The organism is Sodalis sp. RH20, assembly GCF_047324205.1.
Lineage (GTDB): Bacteria > Pseudomonadota > Gammaproteobacteria > Enterobacterales > Enterobacteriaceae > Acerihabitans.
Genome location: NZ_CP178733.1, coordinates 663,595 through 681,179 on the forward strand (window position 1 = coordinate 663,595; position 17,585 = coordinate 681,179).

A 17,585-nucleotide genomic window follows, 5' to 3' on the forward strand; every position below is an offset into this window, starting at 1 on the left:
TCCGGCGTGTGGTAATAAAAAAACTTTCTTTCATTAACAATTTGGAAACACCCTAAAATATAAATTAAGGCTGCTTTTAGCCAATGCTTTTTTTGAATTAACTTAGAACCAGCTCAGTAATAAATTCGATAGCACAAAGTTGTCTATAAACAGCAATTATTGATATTTAATTAAGTTATCTTCGCCGGGATAGACTTTCTCCGCTGTTGAAAAACATCGCCTGCACAGATCCGGAACCATTATTTATAATAAAAGGTTTAAACAGATGTTAAGATCATGCCTGTCCGCCTTATCCGTGGGAGCGCTCCTGCTGGCATCCAGTTTTCTGGGCGCGGCCGGGGCGGTGGAACCGGCGCCCGTCAGGGGAGGAACCCTGATTGCCGCTATTTATCCCGAGCCGGTCACGCTGACGGCGACCTATAACAACCAATATGCCAATCGCGTGATTTCAGCCAATATATTTGACGGCCTGGTGTATTACGACGACAGGTTTCAGCCCCAGCCCCGCCTGGCGACTTCCTGGGAAGTGGCGCCGGACGGATTGAGCATCACTTTTCACCTGCGCCAGGGCGTTAAATGGCACGACGGGCAGCCCTTTACCGCGGCGGATGTAAAATACTCGGCGCTGGAAGTCTGGAAAAAAGTGCATTCGCGCGGGCGATCGACCTTCTCGGCATTAAAAGATGTGGAGACCCCGGACAACTATACGGCCATATTCCGCCTCAGCTCACCCTCGCAGGTGATATTAAGCGCGCTGGACGGCGCGGAATCGCAAGTGGTGCCGAAACATATTTTCGACGGCAGCGATATTCGCAAGAACCCGGAAAATGCGCGGCCCATCGGCACCGGTCCTTTTCGCTTTAAAGAATGGAAACGGGGGCAATATGTGGTATTGGAGAAAAATCCCGATTATTGGGATAAGGGCAAACCTTATCTGGATCGGGTCATTTACCGGTTTATCCCGGACGCGGCCGCCCGCAGCGGCGCGCTGGAATCGGGGGAAGTATCCTATATTCCCTATGCCGGCGTACCCTTTTCCGATATAGCGCGCCTGAAAAAAAATCCCGAGCTCAAATTTGAATCCCGCGGCTATGCCTATGCCGCGCAGACCTATTTTATAGGCTTTAACCTGCGATCGGCTGTTTTATCCAATGTGAAAGTGCGGCAGGCTATCGCCCATATCATCGATCGCCAGCGGTTAATCGATACCGTCTGGTATGGGCAAAGCAAGCCGGAATACAGCGTGGTGCCCGCATCCCTGACCCGGTTCTATACGGACGATATTCCCCGTTATGATTACGACGTGGCGAAAGCGGGTAAATTACTGGACGAGGCGGGTTATCCGGTGAAAGCCGGCGGCAAGCGTTTTACCCTGCGTCTGTATACCGATCCCAGCTCCGGCCAGTTCCTGCTGGCGGGAGAGTTTTTGCGCCAGGAATTCAGCAAGATCGGTATCGATATCGCGTTCTCACCGCTGGATAACGCCACGTTCCTGAAAAAAGTCTATTCGGACTATGACTTCGATATTATTTTCCAGGGCTTCGGCGTGATGCTCGACCCGCAAATGGGGTTGACGCGGGTGTTTGACTCCAAAGCACAATCCCCGGGGGTGCCCTACGCCAATGCGTTCGCGTACTCCAGCCCGGAAACGGACCGGCTGATAGCCGCCTATCAAAATGAGGTCGATCCACAACGGCGCATCGCCATTATCGGTCAGTTTCAACGGCAAACCCTGACTGATTTACCGTTGCTTCCGGTAATGGAAGCGCCTTTTTTCACGGTATACAACCGTAAATTGCACGGACTGGATTTTTCCCCGGCGGGCGCGCACTCCGGTTTTCGCGACGCCTGGATCGCCGAACAGCCCTGATGGCGACGGCGTTGATGCCACCACTTAACGGTCCCAAGCGAGGGTCTTTATGTCTTTATCTTCTTCCACCATCGACGCCGGGCCGGCCGGCCGATTTGCCGAAGCGGTCGCCGGGATTGATACCCGCGCCGGCGATGTGATAACCCGGGCGGCGGAACTCGGCGCCAGGCTGGCGGCCGACGCCTCGAGACGGGACAAGGAACGTATTCTGCCCCATGCGGAACTGGACTGGGTGCTGCGGGCGGGTATCGGCGCGGCGCGGGTGCCCGGGGCCTATGGCGGGCCCGAACTGTCTTATGCGGAACTGGCGCGCATCGTCATCCTGCTGGCGAAGGGCGATCCCAACGTGGCCCAGGTGCTGATCCCGCATTTCACCTCGGTGGAGCGTATTCGCCTGACGGGCACCGCCGCCCAGCAGGCGCGTTATTTCCACGGGTTGCTGCACGGCGATTTAATCAGCGGCGCGACCGGCGAACGCGGCGGGCAGTTCGTGGCGGAGATGACCACCCGGCTGGTGCAAACGCCGCAGGGGCTGCGTTTGCGCGGTAAAAAATTCTACAGCACCGGGGGCCTGATGGCGGATCGACTGCGGGTTACCGCTAAGGATGATCGCGGCGACACAGTTTCGGCGTTTGTGCCCCGCGCCCGGCCGGGCATTGTGCAGCACGACGATTGGGACGGCATGGGGCAACGGTTAACCGCCAGCGGCACCACCGAATTCCTGGATGTCGCGGTGGCGGACGAGGAGGTGATGTTCTACACCAGCGACGAGGGCAAAAAGCGCAACTACCAGCCGGCGGCCACGCAAATGCTGCATTCCACCATTGAGGTGGGCATCGCTCTGGCGGTTCTGGACGACGCCGTGGCCTGGGCGCATCGCGGCGCGCGGCCGCGCGCCGATTCCGGGGTACAGCGCTCCGTCGACGATTGGTTTGTCCAGCATACCATCGGCAATATCATCGCCCACGCGCATGGCGCCGAGGCGGCCCTGCTGCGCGCCGCCGCGCTGGTGGACACCGCGGCGTCCGCCTGGCACGGCGGCGAGACCGGGGATGAACTGGAGCAGAAGCTGATAGACGGCTCCATCGCCACGGCCGAGGCGAAAATCGTCTGCAACGGCGCCGCCCTCAGGGCGGCGGAGCTGATTTACGAGGTCGGCGGCTCTTCCGCGACGCTGCGTGAGAACAACTTTGACCGCCACTGGCGCAACGCACGCACCCATACTACCCACGACCCGATCAATCACCGCTATCGCGTGGTCGGCAATTATTACCTTAACCAGACGCCGCCCCCCATCACCATGTATGACTGATGGGGGCGGGTGGAAGCAGGGTAAACAAGCGGAGCGCTAACCTTGACACAACAGAAAAAACAGCTGCGCCTGGGCGCGTTTTTACAGGATGTCGGCCATCACATCGGCGCCTGGCGGCATCCCGACGCCCCGGTTAACGCCGGCATGAACCTGGAGCATTTCAAACTGCTGGCCCGCCGGGCCGAAGCGGCCAAGTTTGATATGATTTTCTTAGGCGATCAGATGACTTTCCAGTACGAGGAGGACGAATATATCGGCCGAACGACGCGCACGGTGAACTATGAACCGCTCACCCTGCTGTCCGCCCTGGCGATGGTAACCGAAAAAATCGGGCTGGTGGCCACCGCCTCCACCAGCTATAACGAGCCGTTCAATGTCGCGCGCAAGTTTGCTTCGCTCGATCATATCAGCGGGGGACGGGCGGGCTGGAACGTGGTGACCTCCTGGACGCTGGGCGAGGCGCTGAATTTTAATCGTGACGAGGTTATGGAGCACGGCCTGCGCTACCAGCGCGCCCAGGAGTTCGTGGACGTGGTGCAGGGATTATGGGACAGCTGGGAAGACGACGCGCTGCTCAATGATAAAGCGACGGGGCATTTTTTCGACCCGCGCAAACTGCATGTGCTGGATCACCAGGGGCGGTTTTTTAAGGTGCGGGGCCCGCTGAATATCTCGCGCCCGGTCCAGGGGCAGCCGGTGCTGGTGCAGGCGGGGTCGTCGCACGACGGGCAGGACCTGGCCGCGCGCCGGGCCGAGGTGATTTTTACCGCCCAGCGAACGCTTGAGGATGCGCGGACGTTTTACCGCAGCGTTAAACAGAAGATGGCGGCTTACGGGCGCCATCCCGATCAGTTGCAAATCATGCCGGGCGTATTCCCTATTATCGGCGAGTCCGAGTCTCATGCCCGGGAAAAATTCGAGCAATTGCAGTCATGGGTCGACCCGGAAATCGGCTGGCCGGTCCTGGCCCGCCACCTGGGCGGCGTTGATCTGTCGTCCTACCCCATCGACGGGCCGCTGCCGGAACTGCCGCCGACGCAGGGAAACCAGAGCCGGCAGGGGCTGCTGGCGGCGTTCGCCCGGCGTGAAAATCTGACCATCCGCCAGCTCTACTGGCATGTCACCGGCACGCGCGGCCATTGGGCGATTTTCGGCACGGCGGCGCAAATTGCCGACCAGTTGGAGGAACGGTTTACCGGCGGCGGGGCGGACGGCTTTAATATCATGGCGCCCTGGCTGCCCGGCGGCCTGCTGGAATTTATCGACCAGGTGGTGCCGGAACTGCGCCGGCGCGGCTTGTTTCGCCACGAGTATACCGGCGCTACCCTGCGCGACCATCTGGGGCTGGCGCGGCCGGCCAACCGTTATGCCGGCCGGGCGACGGGAGCGCCAGCATGAGCGGCGCGGCGCGGCATGAAATGAACCTCGGCGTGTTTGTCGAGATGACCGGCCGGCATCTGGCCAGCTGGCGCCACCAACAGGTTAATCCCCTGGGGCCGATGGATTTCGCCCACTACCGGCAGGTGGCGGAGATCGCCGAACGCGGTCTGTTCGACCTGTTCTTCCTCGCTGACGGCCTGGCCATCCGCGACCGTTCGGCCGAACGCCTTGGGCGGGGGCCAAAGGCGCATTTTGAACCCTTAACGCTGCTGTCGGCCCTGAGCCAGACGTCACGGCATATCGGGCTTATCGCCACGGCGTCGACCACCTTTAACGAGCCTTTCCATATCGCCCGCAAATTCGCCTCGCTCGATTTCCTGAGCGGCGGCCGGGCGGGATGGAATATCGTCACCTCCTCAAGCGATGCGGAGGCGGAAAATTTCGGCGCCGGGTCCATCCCGCCCGCCGGGGAGCGCTACCGCCGCGCCGGGGAGTTTGTCGACGTGGTGCGCGGCCTGTGGGACAGCTGGGATGATGATGCCATCGTGGCCGAGCGGGACGCGGGCGTCTATTTCCGGCCGGAAGGACTGCATGCCCTGGACCACCGGGGCGAATTTTTCAGCGTGCGCGGTCCCCTGAACATCGCCCGGCCGCCGCAGGGCCACCCCCTGCTGGTGCAGGCCGGTTCATCGGTGGCCGGCATGGCGCTCGGCGCCAGTGTGGGCGAGGTTATCTATACCGCGCAGACCACCCTGGCGGACGCGCAATCGTTTTATGGCCAGTTAAAGAGCCAGGCGCGGGCGACGGGGCGATCGGCGCGCGCGCTGCGTATTTTGCCGGGATTGTTTCCGGTGGTGGGCCGCACCCGGGGCGAGGCGCAGGAAAAATTCGATTATCTGCAATCGCTTATCCACCCCGAGGTTGGCCTGGCGCAGCTTGAGCACCATCTGGGCGGCATCGACCTGTCCGGTTATCCCCTGGACGGGCCGTTGCCCGACCTGCCGGCGGCCGGCGGGGAGGGCGCCAACAGCAGGATCGCGCTGCTCCGGCATATCGCCCGGCGCGATAACCTCACCATCCGTGATTTATATTTGCAGGTGGCCATCGCCCGGGGCCATCCGGTGCTTACCGGCACCGCGGCGGATATCGCCGATATGATGACCGCCTGGTTCCAGGAGGGCGGCGCGGACGGGTTTAATATCATGCCGGGCTGGCTGCCCGGAGGCCTGGCGGATTTTGTCGACCTGGTGGTGCCCGAGCTGCAGCGGCGCGGGGTATATCGCCGGCGCTATCAGGGCGCGACCACCCGGGAGATTATGGGTCTGGCGCGCCCGGCCAGTCGCTATGCGGCGCGCGATCATTATTAAGGAACAGGTATGCCGACAGACCATGACCAGCAACACGCCTTGCGCCCAGGCGGGCGAGAAGACGATATGTCCGGGCTTATCGCGGCGGCGGAGCAATTCAGGCTGCGTTTCGCCGCCGGCGCGGCGCGGCGCGATAGCCAGCGGGCCTTGCCCCACGAGGAAATCCGCGCGCTGCGGCAAAGCGGGCTGCTGTCGATGCGGGTGCCGCGGGAATACGGCGGCCTGGAAGCTGACTTGACGACTTTTTCCCGCGTGATATGCCTGCTGGCGGCGGGCGATCCCAATATCGCCCAGGCGATCGCGCCGCAATTCGCCAATCTGGAAAAACTGCGGTTATATGGCAGCGCCGCGCAGCAGCGGCACTACTTCGATCGGGTGCTGCGGGGGGCAATGATGGGCAACGCCGCCGCCGAACGTGACGGCGCCTTTATCGGCGACGTGGCCACCCGGCTGACGCGGGAAAATGGGGAGTGGCGCCTGCGCGGGCGCAAGTATTACAGCACCGGCAGTCTGTTCTCCAGCCTTATTCTGGTCACGGCGGTGCATGAGGAGGGGGGCCGGGCGGCGGTGTTCGTCCCGGTGGATCGCCCCGGCGTGACCGTCAGCGACGACTGGGACGGCATGGGACAGCGCACCACCGCCAGCGGCACCACGGTGTTTGACAATGTGCTTATCGCCGAGGGGGAGATCTTACGCATTCCCGCCTATGGCCAGCGCCGCACCCATGAAGGGGGATTCGCGCAGCTGATCCATGCCGCCATCGACGCCGGCATCGCCCGGGCGGCCCTGGAGGACGCCTGCGCTTACGGGCGTAACCAGGCGCGCGCGCTGCGCGAAAGCGGCGTCAGCGGCGCCACCGCCGATCCGTATGTGCTGCATACCGTCGGTGAAATGGCCATTATCGCGCACGGTGCGGAAACCCTGCTTGAGCGCGGGGCGCAAGCGCTGGACCACGCCCTGGCGGCACAATGGGCCGGCAGCGAGGCGAGCGATCGCCTGCTGGGGGAGGCGTCGATTGCGGTGGCGGAGGCGAAATACGCCACTTCCGAGGCCGCCGTCAGGGTGAGCGAAATGATCTACCGTCTTGGCGGCGCCTCGGCGACCTCGACGGCGCTTAACCTTGACCGACACTGGCGCAACGCGCGTACCCATACCACCCACGATCCCGTGGCGTATAAGGCGCGGGCGGTGGGGGATTTTTATTTAAACGGCATACTGCCGCCGATCAATACAAAAATTTAAGGAGCGGGGTTATGGAACTCGGATTAGCGGGGAAAGTGGTGCTGGTCACCGGCGGCAGCAAAGGCATCGGCCTGGCCGTCGCCCGGGCTTTTTTGCGCGAGGGCGCGCGGGTGGGCATCGTATCGCGGGATACGCGCAATCTGGCGCAGGCGCGGCTGGCGCTGGCGGATGACGGGCCGGAGATTGCCGTGGCGCGTGCCGATCTTAGCCACAGCGATGAGGCGGAGGCCGCCGTCGAACAGCTGGCCCGGCAGTTGGGGCCGATTGATATCCTGGTGAACAGCGCGGGCGCCGCGCGCCGCAACCCGCCGGAATCCCTCGACAGCGCCGCCTGGCATGCCGCCATGGACGCCAAATATTATACCTATATCCACGCCCAGGACGCGGTGCTCAAACGCTGGGTGGCGCAGGCCGCGGGCGCCGGCGCGCCGGCGCGCCAGGTAGGCGCCGTGGTCAATATTATCGGCACCGGCGCGCGGGTGCCGCATCCGTCGCATGTGGCGGGTGGTGCGGCCAATGCGGCGCTGCTGTTGTCCACCCTGGGACTCGGACAGTATTACGCGCGTTACGGCATCCGGCTTAATGCCGTCAATCCGGGATATACCCTAACCGATCGCATTGATCAGACCGTCGATCATGAAGCCCGGCGCCTGGGGATAACGCCCGGGGAGGCGCTAAGCCGGCTCAGCGACGGATTGCCCTTGCGCCGTTTCGGCCGTCCCGAGGAGGTTGCCGACGTGGTGTTGTTCCTGGCCAGCGAACGCGCCAGTTATGTGGTCGGCGCGTTTATCGCCGTGGACGGCGGGCAGCATCCCGTTTTTTAGGCGTATGCCGGCCAGCGGCGCAGGCGCCCGCCCCTGGCGCCTGCGCGTGCCGGGGTATCAGGCCGCCGCCAGGATCAGGCTGCGCGTATAGGGATGGACCGGGGCGTTTAGCAGGGTCATGGCGTCCCCCGCCTCGACCACGTTACCCTCCTTCATGACGATAATCCGGTGCGCCATGGCGGCCACCACCGCCACATCATGGGTAATGATCAGATAGCTCAGACCATGCGCGCGCTGCTGTCGCTGCAGCAGGGTAATGATTTGCCGCTGGATGGTAACGTCCAGAGCGCTGGTAGGCTCGTCCAGCACCAGAATATCGGGGTTGATAATCAGCGCCCGCGCAATGGCGATGCGCTGGCGCTGGCCGCCCGAAAATTCATGGGGATACCGGTGCAGCAGCCCCGGAAACTGGGTTTCGTTAAGACCCACCTCGCCGAGGATCGCGGTAATACGCCGCTCCCGCTCCCGCGCCGACAGTTCGGGATGATGGAAATGCAGGCCTTCGCCCACCACCTGGGCAATATTCAGGCGCGGGGACAGGGAAGAGAAGGGGTCTTGGAATACCGCCTGTATTTTGCGCCGTTGCGACCGGCGCGCCAGGGAAGAGTGCGCATTGGCCTGCTGCCACGACATGCCGTCGATAAGCAGCGAGCCTTCATGATCCATCAGTCCCAGCACCGCGGCGGCCAGCGTGCTTTTGCCTGAACCGGACTCGCCGATAACGCCCAGGGTTTGTCCGCGCCGCAACACGAAGTCGGCATTTTTGACCGCCTGGAATCGGTGGCGCCGGAACCAGTTGCCTATTCCCGGATGCGAAACCGGGTAGCTTATCTGCAGGTCTTTGCCCTCCAGGCGCGGGTGCTGCCCGGCGTCGTCTGCGGCGACGGCGCCGATGTCCCGTTGCGGACGGCTGTTGATCAACTGACGGGTGTAGGGATGTTTTGGCGCCTGGAACAGCTGTTCGGTCGGGGCGACTTCCACGATATTGCCGGCTTCCATGACAATGACCCGATCGGCGAAACGGCGCACCAGGTGCAGGTCGTGGGTAATAAGCAGGATGGATAACCCGTTCTTGCGCTGCAAAGCGGACAACAGTTCAAGGATTTGCAGCCGCAGGGTCACATCCAGCGCGGTGGTCGGTTCGTCAGCCAGCAGCAGTTTGGGCTCGCCGGCCAGCGCCATGGCTATCATGGCGCGCTGGCGCTGCCCGCCGGAAAGCTGGTGCGGATAGGCATTGGCGCGCCGTTCCGGCTCGGCGATGCCGGTTTCCGCGAGCCGGGCCACGGCATGCTCCCAGGCGTCCTTACGGCCCATCCGCCGCTTTAGCCGGTAAACTTCGGCAATCTGTTCCCCGACCCGATGCAGGGGATTAAGCGCCGTCATCGGCTCCTGGAAAATCATCGAAATATCCTTGCCGCTGACGGCGCGTACGTCCGCCTCGGGCAGCTTGAGCAGATCGGTATTGCCGTACAGCGCCTGTCCGGACACGCTGGCGCCGGGGATCAGGTGTAATAAACTCATGGCGCTCACGCTTTTACCCGATCCGGACTCGCCCACCAGGGCGACCTTTTCATGCGGCTTAATATGAAAAGAAATGCCGTGCACAATCTCTTCGCCATTAAAACCAATACGTAAATCCCGCACGTCAAGCAGCTTGAGCGGTATCGGTCCGTCGACGGCGGCGGTCGGTTTCTCTTCTGTTGCCATCGTAATCTACTTCCTATGCAGGCGTGGGTTATAAATATCGTTCAGGCCGTTGCCGATCAGCATAAAGCCCATAACGGTCACGAAAATAGCCAGGCCGGGCAGGGCGGTCATATACCAGGCGGTACGCAGCACCTCGCGCCCTGAGCCGACCATGCCCCCCCAGGTCACCACGCTGGGATCGCCAAGTCCGAGAAAGGATAACGACGCCTCGGATAAAATAACCTGCGCCACCAGTACCGACGAGGCCACCATCACCGGCGCGATGCTGTTGGGCAAGACATGGCGGGTGATGATGCGCAGGTGTCCAAGCCCGATGGTGGCGGCGGCGCGCACGAACTCCATTTCGCGCACGCGCAGCGCCTCGCCGCGCACCAGGCGCGCGATTTGCGGCCAGGAGGTCGCGCCCAGCGCCAGGGAAATGCTGAATGTCGAGGGACCCAGCACCATCACCAGGGCGATGGCAAAGAGTAAGCGCGGCATGGTCAGGAACACTTCGGTCAGGCGCATCAGGATATCGTCAACCCAGGATGCGCCGAAATAACCCGCGATCACGCCGATGACAATACCGAGCACCACGGAAAGCGCGGTGGCGAACAGGCCGATCATCAGCGAGGTGCGGGCGCCATACAGCAGGCCGGAAAGCATATCGCGGCCCATCATGTCGGTACCGAGGGGAAACCGGGCATCGGCGCCGGGCCAAATCGTCGGGCTGCCGACCATATTGCGCGGGTCGCCGGGGAAAAAATAGGACGCCGCCGCCGCGCCGCACAGGATCAGCAACAATAACAGCAGGCCAATCTGCGTGGAATATGAGCGGGCCAGCCGCGCGCGAAAACCGCGAGATATCATGGGCGGCGTCTCCCGATGCGCGGATCCAGCGCGACATAGATCAAATCCACCAGCAGATTCATCAGCACCACCAGAAAGGAGCTGAGCAAGAAAATGCCCAGCAGCAGGTTGAGGTCGCGGGAAAATACCGCGTCGTAGGCCAGCCGGCCGATACCCGGCCAGCCGAAGACGGTTTCCACCACCACCGAACCGCTGAGCAGTCCGCCGATTTCCAGGCCGGTAATGGTAATAATCGGCAGCGCGGCATTACGCAGGATATGGCCGAATATTACCCGCCATTCGCTTAATCCTTTGGCCCTGGCCGTGCGCACAAAGTCCTGTCCATAGACTTCCAGCATTGAGGAACGGGTGATGCGGACATACATCGACAGAAAGAACAGGCTCAGCGATAACGCCGGCAGGATCAAATGCCTTGCTACGTCCAGCAGGTAATAGACCTGACTGGCGTAGTCGGCGCCGACGGTGGCGATGCCGCTCACCGGAAACCAGCGCAAATTAATGGAAAATACGACGATCAGCAACAAGCCAATCCAGAATAAAGGCGTGGCAAAACCGATGGTGGAAAAAACCGAGATCAGCCCGTCCAAGAAGGAACCACGGTAGCGCGCGGCAATAATGCCCAGCAACACGCCAACCAACAGGGCGAAAATAATCGCCGTCAACGACAGGGTAATGGTCGCGGACAACCGGCTGAGGATTAAATCGGCAACGGGCGTGTTTTCCCGAAAGGAATAGCCCAGGTCGAAATGCGCCAGCGACTCGAGATAATGAATAAACTGCTGCCAGATCGGAATATTCAGCCCATATAATTCACGCATTTCCGCCATATATTCCGGCGTGGCCCCGCCTGATTCTCCCGCCACGACATCAATAACATCCCCGGGCGCTAATTTCATTAACACAAAGGCCAACAGCACAATGGTAAACGTGGTGGGCAAAATCTGGAACAGCCGCCAGCCTATATAGCCAATTCTCCCCTGCATCGCTTATCCTCCCGTTAAAAATAAGGATATGGGGTGTTTACCGTCATTAAACCAAGCTAATTTCATAAGGTTTACTCTATTCTCCACGTCGCGCCTGTCAGCGGCCGCTGCCGAGGCCTACGAGGCGGATGAGATATGCAAGGGGCTGAATTGCGATTGCCTTTCCAGCGCGCGGGTAAAGGTCTCCAGGGATTCCAGCAATCTGCCTTCAAGCGCGGCGCTTAACAACGGATCGCCATCGTAGCGGGTGATTTGGCTGTCTTCTGAGAAAACGCCGTGCAGGATCTCCTGGGCTTTCAGCGCGTTAAGCACCGGCTTGAGGGCATAATCCAGCGCCAGCATATGCCCTGCCGAGCCGCCGGTGGCCAGCGGCAACACCACTTTATGCTCGAACGCGCGCTCCGGCAGCAGATCCAGCAGGGTTTTCAGCGCGCCGCTGAACGAGGCTTTATAAATAGGCGTGCTGATAATCACGCCATCGGCTCCGGCAAGCTGCCTGACAAAGTCATTGAGCGCGGGGCTGTCGAAATGCGCGTACAGCAAATCTTCCGCGTTAAAATTAAACACATTCCAGGGGGTAACCTTAATACCCCGTCCCTCCAGCCAGCGCTGGGCGATAGTCAACAGCGCCGCCGAACGCGAGGGCGAACGCGGACTACCGGCCAGGGTAATAACATTCATTACAGCTCCTTGAAACAATCATCATATTCTGCCAATACAAAATATCTCAAAATAAATACAGCGCCATTACATATGCGCAACCACCTTATTACGCATGTAATAAAAATAAAAATATCTTTTTTGGCTTTCTATAGCTGAATAAATGATGACCGCCGGCGTTAAGTCTTGCCAGCAAATCGCGCTATATGTTATGTTATAAAGTAACAATAACTGGCGTTTATAGCGCGCGTTTATCAGCAAGGAGAGAAAATTGAATCGTTTAACCCTACCATTAGCGGTGGCCATGATGGTGTCGAGCCCCGCCGTGTTGGCCAAAACGGTCGATACGGTAGCCAGTTTTTCCGTACTGGCCGATATCGTAAAACAGGTTGGCGGGGATCATGTCACCGTGACCAGCCTGGTGGGCCCGGATGGCGATCCCCACAGTTTTGAGCCGGCGCCGAAAGACAGCCAGGCGTTAAATAAAGCCGACGTCGTGTTTGTCAGCGGCCTGGGGATGGAAGGATGGATGGATCGCCTGATCACGGCGTCAGGCTATAAGGGCAAGATCATTACCGCGTCCACGGGCGTAAACACGCGCAACATGGAAGAGGAAGGCAAAACCGTCACCGACCCTCATGCATGGAACAGCGCCAAAAACGGCGCAGTTTATGCCCGCAATGTTATGCAGGCGTTGATTGCCGCGGATCCTGAGGATGCGGATTATTTTCGCCGGCAAGGGAGCGCCTATATACAAAAACTGGAAAAGCTGGACAGCTGGGCAAAAAGCACCTTCGCCGCCATCCCGGCGGACAAACGTAAAGTGATTACCAGCCACGATGCTTTTGGTTATTTCGGCGCCGAGTATGGCGTGGAGTTCCTCGCCCCGGTCGGTTTCTCCACTGAAGCCGAAGCCAGCGCCAGCGACGTCGCCGGCTTGATCAGGCAGATTAAGGAAAAGCATATCAAAACCTACTTTATTGAAAATCAAACCGACCCGCGCCTGGTGAAGCAGGTGGCGGCCGCCAGTGGCGCGCAGCCGGGTGGCGAACTGTATCCGGAATCGTTATCGAAAGCCGGCGGGCCCGCGACGACCTACGAGGCGGCCTTTAAACACAATGTCGAGACGATAGCCGCCAGCATGCAATAACCCTAACGCCGCCGCGTGGCGGCGGTGGGCGTCACAACCACGGTTTTGCCCGCTGCAGTATCTTCAACTATATTGAGGCTATCCCGACGTATTCCATTGCGAACCTATCGGTATAGCCTTCCGCGCGGCACTATGTCCCCTGGCCAGGGTTCCAGGTCAGGGAGATGGATTTCCCCATTTTGGGTAAGCGCGCTAATTAAATGGAGATATCCATCATGTCAGCACACCAGCACGATCTCAAGGGGAAGACCGTCGTCATCGCCGGCGCATCCAGCGGTTTTGGCCGGGGAACGGCGCTTAAACTCGCGCAACTGGGCGCGAACGTCGTGCTTGCTGCAAGGCGGGAGGCGGCGCTGGAAGATCTGGCCGCACACATCAGGTCCACCGGCGGCGCGGCGCTGGCGGTGCGGACCGATGTCAGTGACGCCGCCGACGTCGAGCATCTGGCCCAGGCGGCGCTGGAAGGGTTTGGCGGCATCGATATCTGGATCAATAACGTCGGTATCGGCGCCCTGGGACTATTCTGGGATATTCCGCCGGCGGATCATGCGCGCATTATCGACGTTAACCTGAAAGGGCTCCTGTTTGGCGCCCACGCGGCAATCCGGCAATTTCGCATGCAGGGGTTCGGCACCCTGATAAACACCGGGTCGATCGACAGCGAAGTGCCCCTGGCCTATCAGGCATCCTATGCCGCCTCCAAGGCCGCGGTGCTGAGCCTCAGCCGCACGCTCAACGAAGAGCTGCGTCTGGATGGCAGCGCCGCCAATATCAAGGTGGCGACCATAATGCCCTGGGCGGTGGATACGCCCTGGTGGTTGCATGCCGCCAATTACAGCGGCCATGCGCCGCGCATGGCGGCGATGGACGATCCCGCGCTGGTGGTGGATGCCATCGTCGGGGCCTGCGTCAATCCACAGGAAGAAACGCCCGTCGGCTGGAAGGCCGGTTCCTCCAATATTTCCCATCATCTGTTCCCGGATTTGACCGAGCGGCTGTCAGCGGACATCGCCGACCGCGAAGTTCATAAAGCCCCGCCGGTGGCCGCTACGCAAGGGGCTATCTATGAGCCTATGGCGGAGACCCTGCGCATTGAGGGTGGCATTCGCGCGAGAATGAAACGGGAAGACGAGGAGGGCAGGCAATCATGTTTATAAAGACCTGCGCCAGACCCGGCGCCCGCGCTTAAGCCGCCGCCTGGCTTTTCAACCATGCTTCAGACGAAAAAAAAACCAACCACAAGTGGTTGGTTTTCTTCAGGATGATTGGTCGGCATGAGAGGATTCGAACCTCCGACCCCCGACACCCCATGACCCCATTCAAAAATGCGCGCAGGCCGCGCCCCGCCTGGCTTCCATGCCATTTGACTGTATAAACAAACAGTACTTACTTTGCAAAATTGACCTCATATACATCAATAAGTTAGGGTACGTTTTTCCCTACCCTTTTATCCTGATTTCGGCATGCGGTACTTCCACCCAATCCACATGATTCTGGGTGTAAACCTTTGTCGATTTGGCATCGCTATGCGCCATGCGCGCCTGGGGATCCAGACCCTGCATCTTGAACAAATGAGCCGCTAAAGCTCGGATCTCATGGAATGTAGGTCGCTCAAGCAACGGATATGTAGAAGCCACTCCGATCTTATCTCGTAAGCTGGAAAAGGAACGGCTGAGGTAGTCCGGTGCGATTTGTGTTGGGTGATAAACTTCTTTGCTTATTGGATTGCTGTTTTTCTTGGGTAAACGATGGACTACATACGGGCTGGCGATGTTATCACGGCTATCGTCTATGATCGTTTTCAATGCTTCACCAATGGGTATCGCTACATGTGAGGCTTCTTTGTCTTTAACCTTTTGCCGGTGTATGTAGAGCATACCGAATATTCCATTAAGTGGAATGTCATACCAAACGCACCCGCATACACCTTCTTTTGGCTCACGTATGCTGTATTTTATGCGTGAAACTTCCAGACGCGCCTGGGTAGTTTGCAATGCCAGATCCATTGCTGTTCTTAACCATGGAGCCGCAGCGTCATGCATCCGCCGGAAATCATCTAAAGACAACCGGCGCCTTTTTTTGCTATCAACACGCCGCATTTTTTTTCGTGTCGCCGGATTATCCATCATCAAAGATTCATCCATTGCGTAACTAAAAAGTTTGCTTAAAAAGCTTATTTTTCTATTTTGAACATTGGCTGAAGCGTCAGAATGATATTGCTGTATAAAACCGTTAACATGCTCTAATTCAATATCACTTGCGGGTATTTCACAAAAATATTCTTTTACTCTAACAAGATCATTTTGCCAGTCCGCCAAAGTACTGGCTGCGGGTTTCTCGTCTATAACTGCACGCTCAAAAAGAGCTTGAGCATGGTGGGCAAATGCTTCTGATTCCCCATGCGCGCCGCCTGACTCCTTAATTAAAGAAGTTATAGAGATAGGGGGACTAGTACGCATGATAGCGTTATATTCACGAGCTATAGCTATCGCGACCGCGCGGTCCGAACCTAGGTCTTTCTTTTTGCCGGTTATTAACGTAAATCTATAAGCGCCTTTATCCTTATCAAAGTAAAGATAGTCAGGGAGATGCCTATATTCTCGCCGGCGCGGTCTCGCTGCCATAATCATTCCTTAATTAATAATTTCACTTGATGGGATACATGGGAATCAACACCCCATCGTTCAGAAGAAAAAATCCATACTGAGCTATCAACGATTTTTCCGCGTAATAAACCATCTTCTACCCAGCGCTTGATCGTACGAGTATCAGGAATAGAGCCTTTCTCAAATTCACGCTCGCCCCAGATTCTCGCTTTCATTAATTTGTTATTTGTCATGGCTTTTCCTCCACTTTATCCGGATGGACAGATATAGATTTTTGCGTGATGCGGTTTGGATCTCCGAGGATGAATGCCCGCCTGGTAAACCCTTCCTGATCTGTCCTGCTCGATCGATCTCGCAGATGGCGCCGGACGCATTTTTCGCGCGTGCATTCCCGGCATGACCGGCCACTAACATAACGCACGCGGCCGTGGCCTGGCTTGGTGCATTCTGTACCGAGATACAGCTTATCGCCGGCGGCAAGCGCCGCGGCGTAGTCTGCTTTCAGGTTGGCGTAATCAATTTCCACGTTATTCCTCCACCTCGATACCGGCGGCGCGCAAAACCTTTATGCAGTCCTCACGCATCATATTCATGCCCTGGAACATTGCCCGGGTAGCTTTATCACCGCCCATCTTGACGTTGAATGCCGCTGGCAACTTGATCCTTGCAGGTATCAGCTGCGGGGAGGCACGGCAGGTTGCGATAGCTGCTTTAGCGCGGTCCCATGCGTCGTGCTTGCGATCTGATATGGATAAAACTTCCTCCATGACAGTTAGAAAATAATCAGGCACGTTGCCGACTGTGGGCGGGGTGTTATGGATAATGACGACATCTTGCGGGTTAACTCTTTCTCCCTTTACTATAAAACCGACGCCATATAATTTGGCGTCACGTTCAGCCGTCAGCGCCGTCAGGGCGAACTGTGCGAGTATTCCGGCTATGCCGCTGCCAGCCATTCTATTTAGTTCTCCGCTTTCCTTCATCGCCAGCACCTGGGCCAAAATTTCTGCGTTAAACATTGGCCACCGCCTGGCTGTTGAGTTGATAAGCAATAGCCATCTGTTCAGCGTCGTTCATGGCATCATGAAGGGCGTTATGTTTGATCATTGAAAAACAAGGCTGGTGGTCTTTCAGGTAACCCCGCATTCCGCGGGTCATCGCATCGATATAAGTCCGAACGTCACGCTTACCGTTGTAACGCCACGGGCATTCCATCCCGCACATCCGGTAAGCGTGCTCAAGAATCGATCCATCAAAGTCGGTACCACGAAAAAAGATGCGTGCCTCTCGGTGTTGTGCAATCCAGCTACTGAGGTTCAGCAGTTGTGAGCCCAGGCTATGGCGTTCGCCGAGCAACGCCTCGTGGGCATCCTCCCCTTGTTTTCTCCACCATTCCTGCGTCCCCAGGCTAACGGTCCGGCACATCATCAGTTGATCAAACACGTCAACTAAACCGTAGAACGCCCGGGCGGAATATTCCGCCAGTTCAGGATCCTGGACAATCTGAAAAATAGCAGATTGTGTATCGCTAATGTCGGTAACATCAAAGGCAAAACCGCCGATCGACAAAATTACCGCTGAGGGTGTTAGATCCAAATCCTCGGTATCAATGACAATGGTATTAATCATGTTATT

The 17,585-nt window shown here is 58.6% G+C and carries 17 protein-coding genes and 1 tRNA gene; 8 read left to right on the plus strand and 10 right to left on the minus strand.

Features of this window, described 5'->3' with window-relative positions; all coding sequences use genetic code 11:
- Window positions 1-265: 265 nt before the first annotated feature.
- The 6 genes from ACL2XM_RS03130 to ACL2XM_RS03155 are packed head-to-tail and all read left to right on the plus strand — an operon-like array spanning window position 266 to window position 7,995.
- Entirely contained in the window at window positions 266-1,870 is a 1,605-nt protein-coding gene (locus ACL2XM_RS03130) for an ABC transporter substrate-binding protein (RefSeq protein ID WP_410014272.1), read from the plus strand.
- A 49-nt stretch (window positions 1,871-1,919) separates the two neighbouring features.
- A complete protein-coding gene (locus tag ACL2XM_RS03135; protein ID WP_410014273.1) occupies window positions 1,920-3,182 on the plus strand; it encodes an acyl-CoA dehydrogenase family protein in 1,263 nt (420 codons plus the stop codon).
- 42 nt (window positions 3,183-3,224) lie between these two features.
- Window positions 3,225-4,580: an LLM class flavin-dependent oxidoreductase gene (locus ACL2XM_RS03140; RefSeq protein ID WP_410014274.1), complete on the plus strand. Its 1,356-nt coding sequence runs from the start codon at window positions 3,225-3,227 to the stop codon at window positions 4,578-4,580.
- Window positions 4,577-5,929, plus strand: coding sequence for an LLM class flavin-dependent oxidoreductase (locus tag ACL2XM_RS03145; protein WP_410014275.1), 1,353 nt, complete (start codon window positions 4,577-4,579; stop codon window positions 5,927-5,929). The genes ACL2XM_RS03140 and ACL2XM_RS03145 overlap by 4 nt, the downstream gene beginning before the upstream one ends.
- A gap of 9 nt (window positions 5,930-5,938) precedes the next feature.
- A complete protein-coding gene (locus ACL2XM_RS03150; protein WP_410014276.1) occupies window positions 5,939-7,171 on the plus strand; it encodes an acyl-CoA dehydrogenase family protein in 1,233 nt (410 codons plus the stop codon).
- Between the two features lie 11 nt (window positions 7,172-7,182).
- The gene (locus ACL2XM_RS03155) at window positions 7,183-7,995 is read left to right on the plus strand and encodes an SDR family oxidoreductase (RefSeq protein WP_410014277.1); all 813 of its coding nucleotides are present in this window, start codon (window positions 7,183-7,185) and stop codon (window positions 7,993-7,995) included.
- 57 nt (window positions 7,996-8,052) lie between these two features.
- Here the strand turns inward: ACL2XM_RS03155 and ACL2XM_RS03160 are convergent, their stop codons facing one another.
- The 4 genes from ACL2XM_RS03160 to ssuE form a co-directional block, all read right to left on the minus strand.
- Entirely contained in the window at window positions 8,053-9,702 is a 1,650-nt protein-coding gene (locus ACL2XM_RS03160; RefSeq protein ID WP_410014278.1) for an ABC transporter ATP-binding protein, read from the minus strand.
- 6 nt (window positions 9,703-9,708) lie between these two features.
- Window positions 9,709-10,551: an ABC transporter permease gene (locus ACL2XM_RS03165; RefSeq protein ID WP_410014279.1), complete on the minus strand. Its 843-nt coding sequence runs from the start codon at window positions 10,549-10,551 to the stop codon at window positions 9,709-9,711.
- The gene (locus tag ACL2XM_RS03170) at window positions 10,548-11,534 is read right to left on the minus strand and encodes an ABC transporter permease (RefSeq protein ID WP_413723296.1); all 987 of its coding nucleotides are present in this window, start codon (window positions 11,532-11,534) and stop codon (window positions 10,548-10,550) included. Before ACL2XM_RS03170 ends, ACL2XM_RS03165 begins: the two co-directional genes overlap by 4 nt.
- A gap of 117 nt (window positions 11,535-11,651) precedes the next feature.
- Entirely contained in the window at window positions 11,652-12,215 is a 564-nt protein-coding gene (ssuE, locus tag ACL2XM_RS03175) for an NADPH-dependent FMN reductase (protein ID WP_413723295.1), read from the minus strand.
- A gap of 283 nt (window positions 12,216-12,498) precedes the next feature.
- On the opposite strand from ssuE, the gene ACL2XM_RS03180 reads away from it, so the two are divergent.
- Both ACL2XM_RS03180 and ACL2XM_RS03185 read left to right on the plus strand, forming a co-directional pair.
- Window positions 12,499-13,344 (plus strand): metal ABC transporter substrate-binding protein, encoded by an 846-nt coding sequence (locus ACL2XM_RS03180; RefSeq protein WP_410016769.1) that lies wholly within the window; start codon window positions 12,499-12,501, stop codon window positions 13,342-13,344.
- A 215-nt stretch (window positions 13,345-13,559) separates the two neighbouring features.
- Complete coding sequence (locus ACL2XM_RS03185; protein ID WP_410014282.1) at window positions 13,560-14,501, plus strand: SDR family NAD(P)-dependent oxidoreductase; 942 nt, start codon at window positions 13,560-13,562, stop codon at window positions 14,499-14,501.
- 109 nt (window positions 14,502-14,610) lie between these two features.
- Here the strand turns inward: ACL2XM_RS03185 and ACL2XM_RS03190 are convergent.
- The 6 genes from ACL2XM_RS03190 to ACL2XM_RS03215 form a co-directional block, all read right to left on the minus strand.
- Window positions 14,611-14,706: transfer RNA gene (locus tag ACL2XM_RS03190), tRNA-OTHER, on the minus strand.
- 77 nt (window positions 14,707-14,783) lie between these two features.
- Window positions 14,784-15,968, minus strand: a complete 1,185-nt coding sequence (locus ACL2XM_RS03195; RefSeq protein WP_413732294.1) for a phage integrase Arm DNA-binding domain-containing protein — start codon at window positions 15,966-15,968, stop codon at window positions 14,784-14,786.
- A gap of 2 nt (window positions 15,969-15,970) precedes the next feature.
- Window positions 15,971-16,183, minus strand: coding sequence for a hypothetical protein (locus ACL2XM_RS03200; protein ID WP_413732295.1), 213 nt, complete (start codon window positions 16,181-16,183; stop codon window positions 15,971-15,973).
- Window positions 16,180-16,476: a hypothetical protein gene (locus ACL2XM_RS03205; protein ID WP_413732296.1), complete on the minus strand. Its 297-nt coding sequence runs from the start codon at window positions 16,474-16,476 to the stop codon at window positions 16,180-16,182. Before ACL2XM_RS03205 ends, ACL2XM_RS03200 begins: the two co-directional genes overlap by 4 nt.
- A gap of 1 nt (window position 16,477) precedes the next feature.
- A complete protein-coding gene (locus tag ACL2XM_RS03210; RefSeq protein ID WP_413732297.1) occupies window positions 16,478-16,969 on the minus strand; it encodes a hypothetical protein in 492 nt (163 codons plus the stop codon).
- Complete coding sequence (locus ACL2XM_RS03215) at window positions 16,962-17,579, minus strand: 3'-5' exonuclease (RefSeq protein ID WP_413732298.1); 618 nt, start codon at window positions 17,577-17,579, stop codon at window positions 16,962-16,964. The genes ACL2XM_RS03210 and ACL2XM_RS03215 overlap by 8 nt, the downstream gene beginning before the upstream one ends.
- Between the last annotated feature and the right edge of the window lie 6 nt (window positions 17,580-17,585).